This is a genomic window from Plantibacter flavus (assembly GCF_900177615.1).
GTDB lineage: Bacteria > Actinomycetota > Actinomycetes > Actinomycetales > Microbacteriaceae > Plantibacter > Plantibacter flavus.
Genome location: NZ_FXAP01000006.1, coordinates 160,194 through 179,376 on the forward strand (window position 1 = coordinate 160,194; position 19,183 = coordinate 179,376).

Here is a 19,183-nt window from a genome sequence, read left to right on the forward strand (position 1 = left end):
TCGAAGGGCCCGCACGCAGGGCCCGATCTGTGTACCGTGGCACGGATGACCGAGGAGCACGCCGACCCGCACACCACCGGTTTCGTCGACGTGGAGGGCGGTGCGTCGATCTTCGTCGAGGAGTCCGGGACCCCCGACGGCGTTCCCGCGCTCTGGCTGCACGGCGGCCCGGGCGGTTCGCTCGGCACCGGTTGGTACCGCTCGCACTTCGACCTGTCGCGGTACCGCCTCATCGGCATCGACCAGCGCGGGAGCGGTCGCAGCCTGCCGAACATCGTGGACGCCCGCGACCAGCTCGACGACCACACGACCCAGCGTCTGATAGCCGACATCGAGCAGGTGCGTGAGGCGCTGGGTGTGGAGCGCTGGGTGGTCGCCGGTGTCTCGTGGGGCACGACCCTCGCGCTCGCCTACGCGCAGGAGCATCCCGATCGGGTGATCGCGCTGGCGCTCGTCGCGGTGACGACCACGAGTCGTGACGAGGTCGACTGGATCACCGAGGGCGTCGGCCGCGTGTTCCCCGAGGAGTGGGCGCGGTTCGAGGCCGACAGTGGTCGGTGGGACGGCGAGCGGGTCGTCGAGGCCTACGCGCGTCGTCTCCGCGAGGGCGACGCGACGGACCGCACGCACGCCGCGACCGCCTGGGACCGCTGGGAGAGCGTGCATGTGTCGCTCGACCACCCCGAACGCGTCGGCCAGCTGTTCGCCGACGCGACCGTGCGCCAGGCGTTCGCGACGCTCGTCACCCACTACTGGAGTCACGACGGCTTCCTCACCGGCGACCGGGCGGTGCTGTCGCGGATGGACCGCATCGCGCACATACCCGGCGCGCTGGTCCACGGCCGACGTGACATCAGCGGACCGGCCGCGACCGCCTGGCGCCTCCACCAGCTGTGGCCGGTGAGCGAGCTGACGATCGTCGAGACCGAGGGCCACGGCGGCGCCGAGGAGAGCGCCGTGCTCCGTGCAGCCCTGGACCGCTTCGCGGCGCTCGCTCCCTGAACTCGTCTTCCTCCGGTCCCTGAGCTTGTCGAAGGGCGCTCGTGCACACCTCGACAGGCTCTGCGCGCGGACCTCGGTCGCGGGTCGCTCGGCTAGCGGCGGTCACCACCACCTCGGACACCATCCCGCTCCCCGCCCTTCGACAGGCTCAGGATCCACTTGTCGAAGGGCCCTCGAGCACCTCGACGGGGTCGGCGAGCGGAGCCCTGCCCCGAGTCTTGGCTAGCGGCGGCGGCCTCTATCTCGGACACCATCCCGCTCCCTGCCCTTCGACAGGCTCAAGATCCGCCTGTCGAAGGGCCCTCGAGTCCGGCTTTCCAGCGCGGAGGCTCGCGTCCGGGCGGGCGTCCCTCGCGTGCACTTCGACAAGCTCAGTGACCGTCACTCGGTTCCGGGTCACTGGTGCCTCGGCGGTCCCTCCGCTCGAGCCATTCTTCCGTTCCCCGCACTTCGACAGGCTCAGTGACCGTCACTCGGTTCCGGGTCACTGGTGCCTCGGCGGTCCCTCCGCTCGAGCCGCCCTTCCGTTCCCTGCCCTTCGACAGCCTCAGTGACCGGTCCCGGGTCACTTCTCCAGCGGCAGCCACCTCCGCCCGAGGCGCCTCTCCGCTCCCTGAGCCTGTCGAAGGGCACCGCGGAGGGGCCACCTCCCGCCCATGACAGCAGCCCGTGGCACACTCGACCCATGGAACCCGAGGTCGTGATCCGCGTCGCCACGCCGGCCGACGCCGCCGGGCTCGCCGAGCTGAAGCTGATGATGTCACCGCCGGCCGCCCCGCTCGCCGACTGGGAACGGGCGCTCTTCGCCCACGACCTCGTCTCGTGGATCGCGGTCGACCCCGACTCCCGGGTGTGCCTGGTCGCCGAGGTCGACGATCAGCTCGTCGGGATGGCATGGCTCGTCGTGTTCTCCCGTGCACCCAACATCGGGACACTCCGCCGGCTGACGGGCGACGTGCAGAGTGTCTTCGTCCGCCCGGAGTTCCGCGGTCGCGGCATCGCCGGTCGCCTCGTCGACGGACTCCTCGACGCCGCCCGCGCTCGCGACATCGGCCGTGTCTCCGTCAGCTCGAACGACGCGGGTGCGCCGGTCTACCGCTGCGCCGGGTTCGAGGATGCGCCGCTACTCCTCGAGTGGCGGGCCGACCCACCGGGCCGCTGAACGACGAATCGCCCCGAATGGTCGTACCAGGGCCTCCTGGACGACCACGCGGGGCGATTCGCAATGCGGCGTGATTACATGTCGCGGTAGCGCTTGGCCTCGGCGACGAGTTCACGCAGCTTGTCGGCGTCGACGTCCGGGCCGTAGCCGGGGGTGTCGCGCTGGATGCGCCATCCCTCGGAGAGAGCGCCGATGTCGAGGGGCTCGAACCCGAAGGAGTCGATGAGTGCGGCGACGGTGGCCTTCGCGTCGGCGTCGTCACCGGCGATGACGAGGGCCCGGCGGTTGGGGGTGCCGGACGGCTTGCCCTTGGTGGTGAGGTCGGCGGCGTAGATGTGGTTGAACGCCTTCACGACCTTCGACTCGGGGAGGTGTGCCTGCAACATCTCGGCCGTGGTGGTGGTCTCCTCGTCGAGCTCGGCGATGTGTCCGTCGCGCTCGGGGTAGTAGTTGTCCGTGTCGATGACGACCTTGCCCGCGAGCGGTGCGACGGGGACGGTGTCGATCGCGTGCAGCGGGATGGTGACGATCACGATGTCGCCGCGCTCGGCCGCGTCGAGGGCGGTGCCGGCGGTGGCGTGCTCGCCGAGCTCCGAGACGAGGTCGGTGAGCGTCTCCGGTCCGCGCGAGTTGGACACGATGACGTCGTGACCCTGCGCCACCGTGAGGCGTGCGAGCTGAGAGCCGATGTTTCCTGAACCGATGATTCCGATGGTTGTCATGTTCGAGGGAACGGTTCCGGCGGGGTGGGGCATTCCTCCGCTCGGCGATTCTCAGCGGACGTTCATCCGCGTTGGTTCGGTCGTATCGGCCGGTCGTCAGTCGGTGGCTGCGACGCCCAGGAGCGCGCCGATCGCCGCATCGAGTCTGCTCCGGACGTCGCTCTCAGGTGCCGGGTCGTACGTGAGCTGGGAGGCGACGCCGCCCGCGAGCGCCCAGACGGCCCAGGCGGTGGTGTCCGGTTCGACCCAGGCCGGGATCTCGCCCTCCGCGCGTCCGCGCGCGATGAGCGACGCGATGAGCCCGCGGAGTCGGGTGTCGCTCTCGGCGATGGCGGCGGCGATGTCCGAGTCGACGAGCGCGACCTGCGCGAACACCTCACCCTGGCGGTGTGCGGCTCGGCGTGGTTCGTCGAGCGGGAGGACACCGATGAACAGGTCGACGAGCCACTGCCTCAGATTCGGGCGGCCCGGTTCGCCGGGTGGCAGGGGCGCCGAGGTGTCGCGGAGTCGGGTGAACGCTGCCGCCACCATCCGCTGCTTGCTCGGGAACGCCTTCTGCACGGAACCGAGCGAGCAGTCGTCCTCACTCGCGACGGCGCGGAACGACAGGGCGCCCAGGCCGGATCGTGCGACGATCCGCAGCGCCGCGTCGGCGAGTTCGGTTTGGCGCTCGGTCAGGTCCACGTTCTCAGGGTAGGGCTGGGGCGTCGGTCGTCGCTGCGCCGTCCGTCCGCGAGGGCGTCCGTCGCCCGAGGAGCACTGCGTAACCGAGCATGGCGACACAGGCCGCGCCGATTCCGACGAGTGAACGGCTGTCGGTCGAGTCGCCGCCGATGAAGCTGACGAAGTTCCAGGCGGCGTGCCAGGCGATCGCGGGCCAGAGGCTGCCGGTGAGCACGAGGAGTTGTGCGGCGACGAGGCCGAACAGGGCTGCGAACGCCACCTGCAGGATGGAGGATCCGACGTCTGCACCGCCCGCGAGGTTCGCCAGATGCAGGACGCCGAAGAGGACGGAAGTGCCGACGACGGCCGTGCGGGTGCTGCGTGCGCGGAGGATCGCGAACACGATGCCGCGGAACCAGGTCTCCTCGTTCAGCGCGACTGCGACGACGAGGACTCCGTACGCCGCGATGGTCGGTGCGTCGACCCGGACGCCCTGGGTGCCGAGGATGATCAGGACGGTGGCTGCGGCCGGGATGAACCAGAGCGCGGCGCGCGCTCGCCGTGGACGCCGGAAGCCGAAGTCACGGACTCGAGGCGGCGACAGGCGCATGACGACCAGGCCGAGAATCGCGGAGACGGCCGCGCCGGCGGCGAGGATGAGGGCTGCTCCGGCCTCGCTCGCCCCGGAGAGTTGCGCTGTTGCTGACGCGCCGGCCGTGAACATCACGGGAACGAGCGCGAGGGCGATGGCGGCGAGCCACGGTGCGCGCACGCGCCAGCTCGCGGCGGGGTGGTCGCTGATCAGATCGGGCGTGGATGTGGGCGAAGAGAGAGTGGACACGCGGAAAGAATACATGTGTATTCCGATTGGCGTGGCTGCCGGATGCGGTTGTAGGTTCCAGGTGAAGTTGGCATGTTCCACGCGCAGGTGACAGGCGTTTGGCATATTTGCCAGGTTCTGCGGAATCAGAACGCGTCTAGCGAGACACTTCTCTACCGCGGGCGCGCACGTCGAAGAGCCAAGCAACTCGATCACGAAGGATAAGGCGGATGCGCTCCGCCTCGCGGCCGGGGCCTTGAGTGGGAAGCCACAATCGCGCCCCGTGTTCGTCGCGTAGCACCCACGAGCCGAAGCGCTGCTGCACTTCACGGTGAACGAGACCAAGCATCAGCAATGGCTGGAACCACCAGGAGCGCATGCGGATCGTCGACGCGAGCCGCACCGAAGCCGCAGCACGGTCGCGCGCGATCTACGAGGAACAGCAGCAAGCCCGCCGGGAGGCAGACCGCCGACTCTGGGAAGAGCCGCTCGAAGGCCCCTCTGAACCGCGTCAGATGGATCGAGCGATCATCTACTGGGGCGGCGCGCTCGGTCTCGGTAAGCGCGCCTAGCGAGCGCAGCGTGGCCGAGAGTTCCGGTGTCGTCTTCCCGTCAGAAGCCGCCGGCGGCGCGGACGGTGTAGTGCTCGGTGAGTGCGGTGACTTCTTCCGGGGTGAGGTCGATGTCGACGGCTGCCGCGGCGTCATCGAGGTGGTGGGGTTTGGTCGCTCCGATGATGGGGGCTGCGACGACAGGGTTGTTGAGTACCCATGCCATCGCGATCTGCGCCATGGGGACACCGCGGCTCTCCGCGACGCGTTGCACGGCGTCGATCACGGGGCGGTCCCGTTCGGTGTCAGCGAAGAAGCTGTTACCGACCGGGTCGTCGGAGGAGCGCTGCGTCTGCTCGCCGGCAGGGCGGGCGACACGCCCCTTGGCGAGGGGACTGTAGGGGATGCTGCCGACACCTTGGGACGCGAGCAAGCCGAACATTTCGCGTTCTTCCTCGCGGTAGAGGAGCGAGTACTGGTCCTGCATAGACACGAACCGGGTCCAGCCGTGAAGGTCCGCAGCGTGCTGCATCGTCGCGAACTGCCACGCCCACATCGCTGACGCGCCGAGGTAGCGCGCCTTGCCGGCCTTGACGACGTCGTGGAGGGCCTCCATCGTCTCCTCGATCGGCGTCTCGGGGTCGAAGCGATGGATCTGGTACAGGTCCACGTAGTCGGTGCCGAGGCGGGTCAGGGACGCGTCGATCTGCTGCATGATCGCCTTCCGCGACAGCCCGGCGACCTGCAGGCCAGGGCCGGTGCCGGGGGTGTCGGAGAAGTGGGCCTTGGTGGCGAGGACGATCTCGTCGCGGTTCGTGAACTGCCGCAGTGCTTCACCGACGATGCGCTCGGAATCGCCGTAGGAGTAGACGTTCGCGGTGTCCCAGAACGTGATGCCGAGGTCGAGTGCCTGCCGGAAGTACGGCAGCGCATCGTCCTTCGGGAGGGACCATGGCAGGTGGCCGCTGGCGGGATCGCCGAAGGTCATGCAGCCGAGCGCGATGCTGCTGATCTTCAGGCCGGAGTTGCCGAGACGGGTATATTTCACGAGGTGTCCTCTCATCGGAGACGGTTGGGCGGTAGCGCCCGGGACGGGTGCTTGTTGGGTTCAGAGGCCGATGCGGCGCAGCCACGCGTCGACGTCGGCGCGCGCGTCGGCGGCTTTCTCGCCCTGGACGGCGAGGCTTTCGCCGAGATTCGCGTCGGGGCAGAGGGCCGCGTAGTCGTCTTCGACGCGGCCGATGCCGCTGACGGCGTAGGTGACGAAGGGGTGGAGGCGCTTCCCGGCGAGGTCGACGCTGTCCACGAAGGTGCGCAGGATCATCGGGGTCTGCACATTCCAGACGGGGCAGCCCAGCAGCACCGTGTCATAGCCGGCGACGTCGGGCAGTGGGTTCGCGATCGCGGGGCGCGCGTTGACGTTCTCCTCCTGGACGTTGCGGGCCACGGTCGCGTCGTAGTCGTCCGGGTAGGGATCGGCGGCTTCGATCCGGTAGACATCGACCGTCGACGCCGCGGCGATCATGTCCGCAACGATCTGGGTGTTGCCGACGTCGAGGGTGGTGCGGCCGCCGTAGGAGTAGTTTTCCCCCGGTCGGGAGAAGTACGCCAGCAGCACGCGGCGATCAGGGGTCGTCGAGGGTGTGGCGCTCAGCTCGGCGGGTGCAGGCATCGCGGTCTCCGAACTGGTGCAGGCGGTGAGGGAGCCAACGCTGAGCAGCGCGGCGCCGGTGAGGAAGAGACGTCGATTCATCAGCGTCACTCCGATCAGTAGCGAGGGACTCTTGCGGGCGCGGCGCGGGGCCGGCACCCGCAAGAGTGGGTCAGGCCTCCGGGATCTCGCGGCCGAAGGCCTCGAGGGTGACGGCCTCCGGCTCGGGCCCGCCGCGGACACCGGTCTCGAGGGCGTCAATCTGCGCAAGCTCATCGTCGGTGAGCGCGAAGTCGAACACGTCGATGTTCTCCGCGATGCGCACCGACTTGGTCGACTTCGGGATGACCTGGCGGCCCTCCTGAATGTGCCAGCGCAACATCACCTGAGCGGCCGACTTCCCGTACCGCTCACCGATGCCGAGGATGACCGGCTCATCGAAGCTGCGGCGCTCGGAGTCGCGGTAGGAGGTGATGCCGCCGATCGGGGACCACGCTTGCGTGAGAATGCCGTGCTCAGCGCCGAACGCCTGGACCTCGCGCTGCTGGAAGTACGGGTGGACCTCGATCTGGTTGACGGTCGGGACGACGGTCGTCTCGTCGAGGAGGCGGGTCAGGTGCTCGACCATGAAGTTGCTGACGCCGATCGCCCGGACCTTGCCGTCTGCGAGGAGCTGTTCGAGGGCCCGGTACGCACCGATGGTCTGCTCGAACTCGCTCGGGAGAGCCTGGTGGAGGATGAGCAGGTCGAGCTGATCGACACCCAACTTGCCGGCGCTCTTGGTGAAGGAGTGCAACGTCTCGTCGTAGCCGTAGTCGCTGATCCAGATCTTCGTCTCGATGAAGACCTCGGAACGGTCGAGGCCGGATGAGGCGATCGCGTCACCGACCCCGCGCTCGTTCGCGTAGGCGGCCGCGGTGTCGATGTGGCGGTAGCCGGCTTGCAGGGCGGCGGAGACCGCGGCGGTGGTCTCATCCGGCGGGGTCTGGAAGACGCCGAGCCCGAGAGCGGGGATGACGACGCCGTTGTTCAGAGTGAAAGTGTCCATACGTCGACGCTACGAGCACGGCCCAGCGGGGTGGGAGTTACTGACGGTACCTCCCACGAGCGATCGCGGCGACGTACCGTTACAGGGTGGATATCAAAGCGCAGGTGCAGGAGTTCCTGACCAGTCGACGTGCGAAACTCACCCCGCACGACGCTGGGCTCCCAGACCTGGGCGGCCAGCGGCGCGTCGCGGGGCTTCGCCGCGAGGAGGTCGCGATGCTCTCCGGTGTCAGCGTCGACTACTACGTCCGGCTCGAACGCGGCAACCTCGCCGGCGTCTCCGAGAGCGTCCTCGAAGCGCTGTCGCGCGCCCTCCAACTCGACGAGGCCGAGCATGCGCACCTGCTCGATCTTGCTCACGTCGCGAACGCCTCCCCGGTCGCACGCCGACGAACACCCGCGAACCGGGTCCGCCCGACGATCCAACGACTCCTCGACAGCATGGGAGCCCCCGCCGTCATCAGGAACGGGCGATCCGACATGCTCGCCACCAACACGCTCGGTCGGGCGCTGTATGCGCCGATGTTCATAGACCCGGCCGGGACACCGAACTCCGCCCGGTTCACGTTCCTCGACCCGCGCTCGAAGGACTTCTATCCCGATTGGGACCGCCTCGCTTCCGACCTCGTCGCCTCTCTTCGCGGCGAAGCCGGCCGACGCCCCTACGACAAACGACTCACCGATCTGATCGGTGAACTCTCCACCCGGAGTGAGGACTTCGGTGTCCGCTGGGCTGCTCACGACGTCCACGCCCACCGCACCGGCAAGAAACGCATCCACCACCCCGTCGTCGGCGACATCGAACTCACCTTCGAAGCCATGGAGCTCACCGCCGACGACGGACTCTCCCTCATCGCCTACGGCACCGAACCGGACTCATCCTCAGAACAGGCACTCGCGCTGCTTGCAAGCTGGGCCGCCACCCAAACGAACTCCAGACGTGCCGCTGCAAGGCCAACCTGACGCCGACCCGGAAATCGACGCGTCGAGTAATCGTGTTCAGGGCATCTCGTCTGTGGAGGAATATGCCACTTCTCCAAGAACCCTGTCCTTCTGGCCGCAGCCGACTGCGCTGGAATCCTGGCATGGTCCGGCATCTCCGACGCGAACCTACAGCGGTCGGGTGCGGAGCGGCCCACCGAGGCCCTCACCGAGCTCCCTCCGGTCACTGAGCTCCCACCGGTCACTGAGCTTGTCGAAGTGCGCCCTTGGACAGGCTCAACGAACTGAGCTCGGCCATGGTGACGCCCGCCTCACTCCACCGGCGGCAGCAGCTCGAACGCCAGCGGCTCGGTCGCGACCCCGTTCACCTGCAGCGCGATCCCGTGTGCCCCCGGGTGGTAGCGGCGGGTGGTGATCGCGCGGAACGAGTGCTCCCGGGCGAGGAGGATGTGCTCGCCCGGGGCCAGCTCGGTCGTCGTCAGTTTGAACGTCTTCGTCTTCTGCGAGCCGTTCGCCTTCTGGTGGTGCACGACGTAGTCGATCGCGAGGCGGGCCGTGTCGGTGCCGGTGTTGCGGACGGTCGCGACGAACCGGACCGTTCCGCCGAAGGGGACGTGGGCGCTGTCGACCGCGAAGCCCTCGACCTCCGTCGTCGCCGCGCCGAAGCCGAGGGCCGCGAGCGCACCCGGGTCACCGCGCTTCACGAGGGTGCGCAGGGCGTGGCGGACGAGCGCCGGGGTGTTGGCGTCGGGGTCGGCCAGCCAGCGGTTCGCGGTGGCGACGACGAGCTCGGGGTCGTCACGGCTGAGGTCGTTGAGGTGGTTGGCGACGGACCGGCGAACGTATTCGCTCGGGTCGCGGTAGAGGGCGTCGAGGATCGGGACGGTGACGCCCGCGTTGGCGACGATCTCCCGCACGCGCACGGCCCACGGCAGGTAGGGGCGGGTGCCTTCGCTGGCGAGGCGGCGGATGTGCTCGTTGTCGGAGGTGGTCCAGTCGACGACGATGGCGAGCGCGCGGTCGAGGTCGTGGCGGAGCAGGGTACGGATGGCGAACTCGGCGGTGAGGCGTTCGGTGAGTTCGGCGAGGAGTCGCATGGCGTCGTCGAAGGCGTCGGGAGTGCCCTCCTCGACCGCACGGGCTGCCACGGCGCTCGTCACCGGCCAGATCAGCCAGCCGGTGAACGCGGGGTTCGTCGCCTGGGCGGTGCGGATGACGCCGGCGAGCGTCGGGTAGTCGCCGGGGACGTCCTCGAGCAGGGCGTCGCGCAGGAGGTCGGCGCGCTCGCGGAGGGCGAGGCCGTCGAGTCGCTCGGCAGCGTGGGCTGTGGCGTCGAACGGGTTGCCCGGCGCTGCCTCCTGAAGCGAGCGGGTGAGGGTGCGGGCGACGGCGGTGCCGAGGAGCTCGTCTGCGAAGGGCATACGGCGATCATGGCGTGTGCCGCTGACAGCTGCGGTGCCGGGCCTGGGTTGAGGCGCCCGGAGGTGTTCCAGTTTCGCCCCGGAGACCGCTCCAGGCTGTGGAGTTGATCGCTTCACGGCGTCGTTCTGTGAGTGGAGTGTGTCGCGGGGCCGTGATTGATGAGGGCGGGAGATCTCCTGGAGAACGTCGCCGGGCCGTCAGGGGCAAGTGACCGGGAAACGATCGCGGGGCGTTCCCACGCCAGCTCGGCTGTGCCCGTCGGGAAGCGTTCAGATTGTCAGCGTTCGAGGCGAGGGGTGCTGATGTTCAGGCGGCGCGTCTCGCGCAGCGTGTCCGCGAGGACCGCTGACGCTTCTGGTGTGTGCGGATCCGTGTGTGCTGCGAGGCTCCTCCTGGCCATCGGAATCAGCCTCGTCGCCCAGGCGGAGGCAGTAGCGATCAGGCCAGGCAGCCGAAACGGCAGCATCGCGTTGCGGTGTGATCGGAGGTCGACCCCTCGAGCCTCGAGAACGGGTAGCAGTTCACGGGTCGTCAGGAAGGCGTCGCGGAATGCTCGCCGGTCGCCCGTCATCTTCGCCAGCGACCCGCTCCGGATGGCCTGATCGAACATGCCGGCGTCGGCGATGAAGTGCAACCACAACCACCCTCGGATGTCCTGTTCTCGCCGAACGGCGACGCCGGCTCCCCTGAAGGCTCGGAGGACTTCCTCCTCCCGCCGGTTGGGCGAGACGTCCGGCGTGCCGATGATGACCGAGGGCAGCATTGCGCCACTCAGCACCCCGTCGTCCCCGAAGCCGCCGCCACTACCAGGGAACCCGAACACGACTTGCTCGGCCGGGAGCGGCGCGACCGCGGTCAGCGGCTCCTCCCAGACATTGCCGAACACCAACACTGTCGCGTCGCCGATGCGGGGAGCCAAAAACGCGGTCGCCTCCGCGAGACGATGGTGCCCGACGCTCAGCACGACCAGGTCGAACCCATCTGCCGGATCGAGGGACTCCCGAAGCGGGGTCCGGAACGTTTCGCGAACCCTGCGGCCGAACGGTCTCCGGCGCGCATCGATCCAGTCCAGCTGCACCTCGTCGCCGTACTCCGCGGCGCGCCCTGGACGCACATAGAACTCGACGTCGTGGCCGGCCGCCTGGAACACGCGACCGTACAGCGTCGCGATCACCCCTCTGCCGAACATCAAGATGCGCAACTGGTGCCTCTTCCTTAAAATGGAGATCGTCTCCATTGAGGAGTATATATGGAGATCATCTCCAATTGTCAATGAGAGGAGTCTGCATGGCCGAGATTCGAGCTCTGCGAGTGGACGCCCGCCGCAACCGGGACGCGATCGTAGCCGCTGCGCGTGATGTCTTCGACCGGGACGAGCAACTGCGCTTCGACGACTTCGCGGCGCGCGCCGGTGTGGGGGTTGGAACCCTCTATCGACACTTCCCCACCCGGGAGGCGCTGGCCGCCGCAGTGTACGAGGGCGAGGTCGCCGCACTCTGCGACCAGGCAAACGACCCGGCGCGGTCTCCGGGGAAGAACCTCGACGTGTTCCTTCGCGGGTTCGTCGAGTACGTGATTGCCCACACCGGTCTCGCCCGCGCCCTGGCAGCAGCTACAGACCCTGCAGCACTGGCCGACGGCGGCATCAGAGTCGAACGCACCGTCGCCGACCTCCTGGAACACGCGGCCGCCGACGGTGCCATCCGCCCTGGCACGCCTGTCGGAGCGGTCATGATCGTGCTCCACGGCATCTCGTCTACGATCGATCGCCCCCACTGGGAGTCAGAGGCGCGCGCAGCCGTCGAACTCCTGCTCGCCGGACTCCGAGAACGCTGATCGCCGCATCGCAGAGGGGGCGAACTTCACCTTTCCAGGCGACTCAACGTGCGCGGGCGTCGCCACCTGTGTTGAGTCGCCCGGAACGGTTCCAATATCGCCCGTTTTCCGACACATCCGGGCAACTCAGCGCGACGGGGCGTTCTGCCTCCGTTCACCCGGTCGCGATAGCCTGGCGCGCATGACTGCATCGCTGACTGCCCTGGCCGAAGAACTCACGCGTCGGGGCCTCGTCGCCTCTCCGGAGATCGAGGACACCTTCGTTTACGGGCTCGCCCGCTTCGGCGCGATCGACGCCGAGGTCATGCTCAACGTCGACCCCGAGCCCGAGGAGCAGGAGGGCGAGCCGGAGCCGGCGGCGCTCGCCGACTTGGCGCAGCGGGTCCTGTCGACGCCGACGGCGGAGTGGAAGGTGCTGCTCGACCGCGTGGCGTCGGAGATCGAGGAGGCCGTCGAGTCGGACGAGGTCATCGAGACCGCCGACCTGCGTGACGACCTCGTGCTGCGATCGGTGATCGTCTTCATCGACGCCGTGCTGCTCTCGTTCGACGCGCCGAAGCAGTTCCCCGACAGCTCGGTGCTCGTGCAGCTCGACGCCGACCTCGCCTTCGAGGCCGTCGAGGTCGAGCCCGACGAGGACGACGAAGAGGGCGTCGAGTCGATCAAGTTCTCGACCGTCGAGGAGCTCGTGCGCCGCCTCTCGATGTGAGTGCGGCGTCGGAGTGGCGGTACTGACCGCGAGTCGACCCGTCAGTTGCGACGGTCCTGCCCGCCCTGAGGCCGGTGCCGTCGCCTTCGTGACGAGTTGTGTCATCGGACGCTGGCCAGATATCGCGCTCACCGCCGACACTGTCCGCATGACTCTCCTCACGAACGACCTCGCTACCGTCCCCAACGTCTCCGCAACCGAGCGCGCGGACCGCCTCGCTGCCGCGGGCGCCTCCTGGTCTGAGCGGATCGCTTCCGCGCCATCGAGTGCGGCGCTCACCTACCGCGTCTCCGGCTCCGGCGAGGGCTCGGTCGCGAGTGCGATCACCGCAGGCAAGCACCGCTTCCTCGTCGACGAGCCGGCCGCGCTGGCTGGTGACGATGTCGCGGCGAGCCCGGTCGAGTTCGCGCTCGGTGCGCTCATCTCCTGCCAGATCGTCGTCTACCGGCTGTACGCGAGCGCGCTGGGCATCCAGGTCGACGACATCAGCGTCGAAGCTGAGGGTGACCTCGACGTGCGCAACCTCTTCGGCATCACGGACGAGGTTCGCGCGGGGTTCTCGACGATCCGGCTGAACATCAGCATCAGCGGCCCCGAGACTGAGGACCGGTACCAGGAGCTGCGCGCCGCGGTCGATGCGCACTGCCCGGTGCTCGACCTGTTCCAGAACCCGACGCCGGTGGAGATCACCGTTTCGAAGGGATGATCGGGGGCGAATAGCTCATCCCAACGAATCGTCGAGGTCCATGCTTACGGCGAGGACGACGCCGAGGCTCACACTCTTCCTTTGGATGTGGGCCTCCTCGCGGTGTCAGAGTGGCGATCCCCTGCCGGGGCGGAACGACTTACTGTGTATGTGTGCAACCAGCTCCTGACCGGCCAAGCGCGAAGACTTCGTCCCGCATGAGGTCCGTACGCCGCTCGGACACTGGCGCCGAGCTGGCGGTGCGCCGCGAGTTGTTCGCAAGGGGGCGACGCTACCGGATTGATCTGTCCCCGGTTCGAGGCATGCGCAGTCGAGCTGACATCGTCTTCACTAAGCATCGCTTGGCCGTCTACATCGACGGGTGTTTCTGGCATAAATGTCCACTACACGCTTCCCTGCCGAGGTCGAACAGCGCTTGGTGGGCAGAGAAGCTGGCTGCGAACGAGACGCGCGATCGTCGAGTGGATCGGGAACTCGCAGCTGCAGGCTGGCGGGTCCTTCGGGCTTGGGAGCATGAGCCGCCGGTAGACGTTGCAGATCGCATCGATGCTGAGCTATCGCGGAGTGTCGGACCTGTGTTCTAACGTGAGGCGCGAGCGTCGACTCGAGTTCTGCGCAGAACTCAACTAGTGTCGACTCAGACGAGATGTGTTGGAGGTTGGGCGTGACTGAGCCAAAATTTAGGGTGGCGGCCCTCTTCGCCGGCATCGGCGGCATCGAACTAGGGTTCGAGCGTGCGCTAGGGCACGAGGTCGAAACGAGCATGTTCTGCGAATGGTGGGAGCCAGCTCAGAACGTGCTCCGCGCGCGCTTCCCGGGCGTGGAAGTACATCCCGACATTCGCGAGCTTAGGACCCTACCGGAAGATGTCAACCTCGTCACAGCCGGATTCCCTTGCACCGACCTCTCCCAGGCAGGTCGTACATCCGGGATCGGAGGCGCGAACTCTGGTCTGGTGAGCCACTTGTTTGATGCGCTGAGGCTTGCCGGCGAAGGCTCGGTATTGCCAACCCTCCTGATTGAGAACGTTCCCAATATGCTTGCGCTCGATCGCGGCAAGGCCATGAGTTACCTAGTGGGCGAGCTGGAATCGCTCGGGTACGCCTGGGCCTATCGGGTGGTGGACTCCCGCTTCACGGGGGTGCCACAGCGGAGACGACGTGTCATCATGGTGGCGTCCGCCACCCTTGATCCCCGCCAGGTTCTCTTTGCGGATGATGCTGGAAGCCCAACTCCCGATCAATTGTCAGATGACGCCTTTGGTTTCTACTGGACTGAAGGACGCGGTGGGCTGGGGTGGGCGCAAGATGCCGTTCCGACCTTAAAGGGCGGCTCCACAATCGGGATCCCGTCGCCACCAGCTGTGTGGGTGCCCGCCGCCGCACGCGGTCGACGGTTCGTCAAACCTTCAATCGAAGACGCTGAGGCTATGCAGGGCTTTGACAGGGGATGGACCGAGGTCGAGGGCGTCAGTACTCGGAAGAACGGCCCCAGGTGGAAGCTCGTCGGAAACGCGGTCACTGTCGGCGTCGCGCAATGGGTTGGTGGCCGTCTCGCTTCTCCGGGCGAGCCGAGCGTTGACTATGTGCCCTGGGCGCATTCGAAGGGGAGCTGGCCCACCGCGGCCTACGGACGCGCCGGAGAAATGTGGACCGTTCCCGGCTTGTCGGAATTCCCTGTGGCTATGCCATACACGCACCTCGGAGACGTCGTCGACTGGGAAGCATCCGAGCCGCTGTCTCACAGGGCATCCGCCGGGTTCCTCAGCCGGCTCGAGCGGGGAAATCTTGGTCGTCATCCTGGATTTCGCGAGGACATCGCGTCGCATGTTGAGATCATGACGCCGAGATAGTGGGGATTGCCTGGGATCAGGGTACGTTTTATGTGTGCACGGGCCCCAAATTCTCGCGAACTTTCTCTCCACGCCTGGCGATCCTGACATGTATGGAAACCGCTGGCAGTACAACTCGCGCTCCGATCGCCACTCCAAGGTCGGATGCTGGGGAGTTGCGTTCGATCTTCTGAACCAGTCCGCCGTCTTGCGGGACCACGCGAGGCGAGGTCTCGTGGTGCTTGGCGTCAACCACACGATGCGCGACTTTGAAACACATCGCGAGAAGGCGCTCGATCTCGTGGTCGCTCGACCCTCGGGCCCTGTGAGTCAGAAGGGACCCACCTTCAAAGGGCTCGCGTCGAGCTACGGGATTCCGCTAACTTCCGCCGAACAAGGTCTCCTGGACAAACTTCCCGACATACGGGTCTCTAGCGTTGGGGCGGTACTCATCGCACTTGAAGCGAAGGCTGCGATGACCGCCCACCAGAAAGCGAGACCTCGACTCTACGACGAGTTGAATTCGTCTCATTTGTGTGTGCATGGGGCCTCCAATCAGGCCCTGGCCATCGCGTATGTGCAGGTCAATGCAGCAGAGGTGTTCATGTCCTCGGTTTCAAACCCATTTTCCCTGAACGATATGCCCGCCAGGGTGACGCGTCACCGTCAGCCCAAGGACGTCGAAGGCATCCTCAGCAAGGTCGCTGAGCTGCCGCGGCGCAGTGGAACTTCAGGGGTCGGTTTCGACGGAATCGGCGTGACGGTGCTCAGCTTTGAGAATAGAGGCGGCCCGGTCGACGTAGTGGAGGCGGCGCCAGCGCCCCGGCCTGGCGACGCGTTCTACTACGATGGGATGATCGTCAGGATGGCGCACGAGTACGACTCGCGCTTCCATTCTCTGTGATCGCGAAACGAACCGTTCGCCCCTACGATTGACACATGGCTGCACTAGAGGTTGCAAAGACGACTTACTCCATCGTGGACTTCCTTGAGTGGCAACGGCAAGGGTCTCTAGACCTGAATCCGTTCTACCAGCGGCGATCAGTGTGGAATCCACGGGTGAAGAGTTTGTTGATTGACTCGCTTCTGCGGGGGTACCCGCTACCGCTGGTGTTCCTGCACAACCGGCTCGACGTCGCGACTTCGAGAACGGTCCGGCAAGTTGTCGACGGGCAGCAGCGTCTGCGAACCATCCTCGCCTACCTTGACATCGACAGCCTCGCGAATGTCGATGAATGGGATCGCTTCACCGTTCTCCGCGCGCATAATCGCGAGTATGCCGGACTGTCGTTTCAGCAGCTCCCCGACGATGTGCAGACTCGAATCCTGCAAACGCCCCTGTCCGTCAACGTGCTCCCGTCTGACATCGACGACGTGACCGTTCTGACGATCTTCCAGCGGATGAACTCTACCGGGTTGAAACTAAATCCCCAAGAAATCAGGAATGCCACGTGGTTTGGTGAGTTCAAGGAAACCTCGTACTCCTTGGCATATCAGCAGAACCAACGCTGGGTGAATTGGGGGATATTCACCCGACAGGACGTTGCACAGATGAAGGAGGTGGAGTTGTCTGCTGACCTCCTGGGTTTTCTGATCAACGGAATATCCGCTCGGAGCAAGGCGTCGATTGATGGCCTCTACCGCAAGTTCGACGATGGCTTGCCGGACCGCGAAGCGCTCGTCCGCGATTTTGAAGCGACCTTCGACATTCTGGAGGGCGTCTACGGTGAAGCGGCGTCGCGTTCCTCCCTTCGCAGGTTCCGCACGACGGCCTGGTTCTACGTGGCATTTGCTGTTGCTTCCGGTCGTCTTGGGGCCTCTCCCTCCGCCGCTGATATCGTTCGGGGGATGGAACAAACTGAGCTTGACATCCGTAAGGCCGAGGCTGACGACGTCTTGATGAAGCCGCTTAGAGGAGCGACGGCGGATAAGACGAGTCGTAAAGCACGCGCTGATTACCTTCTGGCCCGGTCGAGCTAGAGAAGCGCTCGAAGTGGACGCTGGCGAAGGAATTCTGAAGCAGCTGGGTGATGCGATGCAGGATCTGAAGCACACCATCACAGACGCTCAGAGTGCTGGAGTTTCAAGGGGCACGCTGGCTAATGTGGTCGAGCTCGCTACTCTTCGTACGCACTCGTTGTTGGAGACGTTCCTTCAAGAGCTCTTCTACCTATCGTTGCTCCGCGATCCCGCAATACCCGGCAATGGCCCAACCCTCGCTGTCAAGACGCGCGATGAAGCTGACCTCTTGGTTCTCAGTGCCGGCGGGCGGCGGGAGAAGTTCCTCTCGTGGCTACCGCTGGGTCGCACGATTGAATTGGCCGACGTGTACCTCAAGGAGGGGAGCGTTTTCGATCGATTGAGGTTTCGAACGATTGAGCAGCGTGCGGCATCAGAGCTGGTGACGGTTCGCAATGCGATTGCCCACCCTAGCGACTACGCGCGACAAGAGTTTGAAAAGTTGGCCCAAGCTAAGTCTTACCCCGCTGGCCGCGCAGCTGACTATCTTCTAAGTACCAGGGGTGGGGTGCAGGAAGTGCTCCTGATGATGACTCAAGCTGAGGTGATAGCTGGTGGGTTGGTGGCGAAGAACGAGCTGATTGCCGCGACGCTGCTTGAGCCTGAGGCCCCATTTCCAGCCGACAAGAAGGCGCCCCCGGGTACCTATGAGTGCGCTCGTTGCTCGGAACGTCGAACTTTGACGACCAAACGATCGCTGGGCCCGTGCTCAAACTGCGAACCGCTTACGCCTTGTCCTCACTGCTCGCGTGTACCCGCTGCGACCTCGAAGTGGACGCGTGTGACCCAGGCTGGGTAGAACTGATGGGAATCTAATAAGTGGCGTTTCAAGGGCGAGCGAACCGGAGCGCAGTGAGCTCTGCCCGTGCAGAAATCCCACGCGCATCAAGACCGGCAGCGGCTCGCACGGTTGCCGAACTGATCGCGCCTACGGGCACGTCCCCGGTTCAACAAGGGTCGGGGCGTGTCGTGCCGCTTCGCTCGTTCAACGATTGGGGAGACCGGGGCGATCCATGGCCGATGGAGTCGTGGTATGTCTTTCTAGACAGGAAGTCAGCCCGTGCCTGAGAAGCAACCCCACCCTGCGATAGTTAGGCAAGGGGGCTGGGGCGACTATCGTGCTCTCCGGTCTAGATCCAAGAGGTATCGACACCGTGACCGAACGGTCTTCAGTCCAGCTCTGTGCGCGTCGGGTCCAGTGCGCGTAAGCGAAGGTTGTCGATGTCCCTACCTGTTCTCCGTCACCCCGTCGACACCCGACGCCGAGCACGCGACCGACGCATACGCGCCAGTGGACGTCTGCTCGGCGACCACGTCGCCGTCGACGGTGATCTTGCAGCTCACGGACCCGGTGTCCTCGGCGCCGTTGGTCGCGACGAGGGAGAACGCGGTGAAGTCGGTGTCGCTGCCGGCCTTGACGGTGAGCTCCTTGATGAACGGGAGCGCCTGGCCGGTGGACTGCTCGGTGCCGTTGGTGCCGGCCGTGTACGTGGAGTAGACGATGGAGGCGTCGGTGGCAGTACCGTTGACCTCGTAGACGACGGAGATCTCCTTGTTGGCGGCCTCGGAGGACTTCGCTTCGGCGGTCTTGACGGCGTCGCTGACGAGTCCGGCGAACCCGGCCGTGTACGTGATCGCGAGGATGATGCTCAGGACGATCGCGATGGCCGAGACGATCGTGCCGGCGACGGCGAAGCCCTTCTTCCGGTTCTTCAGGCACAGCGCGACGATGCCGAGCACGAGGCCGACGAGTCCGACGAACCCGGCGACGTAGTTCAGGATCGGGATGAACGCACCGATGAGCGCGAACCCTCCGACGATGAGTGCGGCGATGCCGAGTCCATTGCCGCGCTTGCCGGTCTTCACCGGAGCCGGGCCGGGCACCGGGAGCGGGTAGGGCTGGTTCTGGGCGGGCGGCTGGTTCGAAGTGGACATGCGCGTGGTGCCTCTCTGCTGCGTTGGTTCCACCGTACCGAGGGCAGGCGCCGAGGGGCAGGGGTGGACGTCATGCGGGGAATGTGGCGTCCCATGCGACGCCTGGTGGCGTGGTGCCTGCCGAGCTGGAGTCTTTCGCCTGAATGAGCGCTTGCTAGGCTCGCC

20 protein-coding genes are annotated in these 19,183 nt (G+C 66.3%); 11 read left to right on the forward strand and 9 right to left on the reverse strand.

Going from position 1 to position 19,183, the window contains the following annotated elements; translation table 11 throughout:
- Window positions 1–45: 45 nt before the first annotated feature.
- Together B9Y95_RS17385 and B9Y95_RS17390 are read left to right on the forward strand one after the other, a co-directional pair.
- Window positions 46–1,002 (forward strand): alpha/beta fold hydrolase, encoded by a 957-nt coding sequence (locus B9Y95_RS17385; RefSeq protein ID WP_085513808.1) that lies wholly within the window; start codon window positions 46–48, stop codon window positions 1,000–1,002.
- Between the two features lie 685 nt (window positions 1,003–1,687).
- Window positions 1,688–2,164 (forward strand): GNAT family N-acetyltransferase, encoded by a 477-nt coding sequence (locus B9Y95_RS17390; protein ID WP_085513811.1) that lies wholly within the window; start codon window positions 1,688–1,690, stop codon window positions 2,162–2,164.
- A 74-nt stretch (window positions 2,165–2,238) separates the two neighbouring features.
- On the opposite strand, the gene B9Y95_RS17395 is transcribed toward B9Y95_RS17390, so the two are convergent.
- The 3 genes from B9Y95_RS17395 to B9Y95_RS17405 all read right to left on the reverse strand — a co-directional run bounded on the left by B9Y95_RS17395 (window position 2,239) and on the right by B9Y95_RS17405 (window position 4,390).
- A complete protein-coding gene (locus tag B9Y95_RS17395) occupies window positions 2,239–2,886 on the reverse strand; it encodes an NADPH-dependent F420 reductase (protein ID WP_085513813.1) in 648 nt (215 codons plus the stop codon).
- Window positions 2,887–2,982: 96 nt separating this feature from the next.
- The gene (locus B9Y95_RS17400; protein WP_085513815.1) at window positions 2,983–3,570 is read right to left on the reverse strand and encodes a TetR/AcrR family transcriptional regulator; all 588 of its coding nucleotides are present in this window, start codon (window positions 3,568–3,570) and stop codon (window positions 2,983–2,985) included.
- A gap of 4 nt (window positions 3,571–3,574) precedes the next feature.
- Window positions 3,575–4,390: a CPBP family intramembrane glutamic endopeptidase gene (locus B9Y95_RS17405; protein WP_159453444.1), complete on the reverse strand. Its 816-nt coding sequence runs from the start codon at window positions 4,388–4,390 to the stop codon at window positions 3,575–3,577.
- Between the two features lie 356 nt (window positions 4,391–4,746).
- On the opposite strand from B9Y95_RS17405, the gene B9Y95_RS17410 reads away from it, so the two are divergent.
- Window positions 4,747–4,941 (forward strand): hypothetical protein, encoded by a 195-nt coding sequence (locus B9Y95_RS17410; protein WP_085513819.1) that lies wholly within the window; start codon window positions 4,747–4,749, stop codon window positions 4,939–4,941.
- A gap of 40 nt (window positions 4,942–4,981) precedes the next feature.
- On the opposite strand, the gene B9Y95_RS17415 is transcribed toward B9Y95_RS17410, so the two are convergent.
- The 3 genes from B9Y95_RS17415 to B9Y95_RS17425 are packed head-to-tail and all read right to left on the reverse strand — an operon-like array spanning window position 4,982 to window position 7,619.
- On the reverse strand, window positions 4,982–5,968 hold the full coding sequence (locus B9Y95_RS17415; RefSeq protein ID WP_085513821.1) for an aldo/keto reductase: 987 nt from the start codon (window positions 5,966–5,968) through the stop codon (window positions 4,982–4,984).
- 60 nt (window positions 5,969–6,028) lie between these two features.
- Window positions 6,029–6,730: a flavodoxin gene (locus B9Y95_RS17420; RefSeq protein WP_234994157.1), complete on the reverse strand. Its 702-nt coding sequence runs from the start codon at window positions 6,728–6,730 to the stop codon at window positions 6,029–6,031.
- 13 nt (window positions 6,731–6,743) lie between these two features.
- Window positions 6,744–7,619: an aldo/keto reductase gene (locus tag B9Y95_RS17425; protein WP_085513823.1), complete on the reverse strand. Its 876-nt coding sequence runs from the start codon at window positions 7,617–7,619 to the stop codon at window positions 6,744–6,746.
- 86 nt (window positions 7,620–7,705) lie between these two features.
- On the opposite strand from B9Y95_RS17425, the gene B9Y95_RS17430 reads away from it, so the two are divergent.
- A complete protein-coding gene (locus B9Y95_RS17430) occupies window positions 7,706–8,581 on the forward strand; it encodes a helix-turn-helix transcriptional regulator (protein WP_085513825.1) in 876 nt (291 codons plus the stop codon).
- A 290-nt stretch (window positions 8,582–8,871) separates the two neighbouring features.
- Here the strand turns inward: B9Y95_RS17430 and B9Y95_RS17435 are convergent, their stop codons facing one another.
- Entirely contained in the window at window positions 8,872–9,981 is a 1,110-nt protein-coding gene (locus tag B9Y95_RS17435) for a DNA alkylation repair protein (protein ID WP_085513827.1), read from the reverse strand.
- A gap of 278 nt (window positions 9,982–10,259) precedes the next feature.
- A complete protein-coding gene (locus tag B9Y95_RS17440) occupies window positions 10,260–11,219 on the reverse strand; it encodes a ketopantoate reductase family protein (RefSeq protein WP_234994158.1) in 960 nt (319 codons plus the stop codon).
- Window positions 11,220–11,269: 50 nt separating this feature from the next.
- Here B9Y95_RS17440 and B9Y95_RS17445 point away from each other — a divergent pair, with 50 nt between their 5' ends.
- From B9Y95_RS17445 to B9Y95_RS17475, 7 genes are all read left to right on the forward strand, one after another.
- The gene (locus tag B9Y95_RS17445; RefSeq protein WP_085513829.1) at window positions 11,270–11,818 is read left to right on the forward strand and encodes a TetR/AcrR family transcriptional regulator; all 549 of its coding nucleotides are present in this window, start codon (window positions 11,270–11,272) and stop codon (window positions 11,816–11,818) included.
- Window positions 11,819–11,999: 181 nt separating this feature from the next.
- Complete coding sequence (locus B9Y95_RS17450) at window positions 12,000–12,527, forward strand: hypothetical protein (protein ID WP_085513831.1); 528 nt, start codon at window positions 12,000–12,002, stop codon at window positions 12,525–12,527.
- A gap of 148 nt (window positions 12,528–12,675) precedes the next feature.
- Window positions 12,676–13,233: an OsmC family protein gene (locus B9Y95_RS17455; RefSeq protein ID WP_085514055.1), complete on the forward strand. Its 558-nt coding sequence runs from the start codon at window positions 12,676–12,678 to the stop codon at window positions 13,231–13,233.
- A gap of 152 nt (window positions 13,234–13,385) precedes the next feature.
- Window positions 13,386–13,817 (forward strand): very short patch repair endonuclease, encoded by a 432-nt coding sequence (locus B9Y95_RS17460; RefSeq protein ID WP_268808599.1) that lies wholly within the window; start codon window positions 13,386–13,388, stop codon window positions 13,815–13,817.
- Between the two features lie 80 nt (window positions 13,818–13,897).
- The gene (locus B9Y95_RS17465) at window positions 13,898–15,085 is read left to right on the forward strand and encodes a DNA cytosine methyltransferase (protein ID WP_234994159.1); all 1,188 of its coding nucleotides are present in this window, start codon (window positions 13,898–13,900) and stop codon (window positions 15,083–15,085) included.
- 34 nt (window positions 15,086–15,119) lie between these two features.
- Window positions 15,120–15,968 carry a hypothetical protein gene (locus tag B9Y95_RS17470; RefSeq protein WP_143736559.1) on the forward strand — a complete coding sequence of 283 codons (849 nt, stop codon included), beginning with the start codon at window positions 15,120–15,122 and terminating at the stop codon, window positions 15,966–15,968.
- 35 nt (window positions 15,969–16,003) lie between these two features.
- Complete coding sequence (locus B9Y95_RS17475; RefSeq protein ID WP_085513838.1) at window positions 16,004–17,044, forward strand: DUF262 domain-containing protein; 1,041 nt, start codon at window positions 16,004–16,006, stop codon at window positions 17,042–17,044.
- A gap of 1,266 nt (window positions 17,045–18,310) precedes the next feature.
- Here the strand turns inward: B9Y95_RS17475 and B9Y95_RS17480 are convergent.
- Entirely contained in the window at window positions 18,311–19,018 is a 708-nt protein-coding gene (locus B9Y95_RS17480; RefSeq protein ID WP_085513840.1) for a DUF4190 domain-containing protein, read from the reverse strand.
- Window positions 19,019–19,183 lie beyond the last annotated feature (165 nt).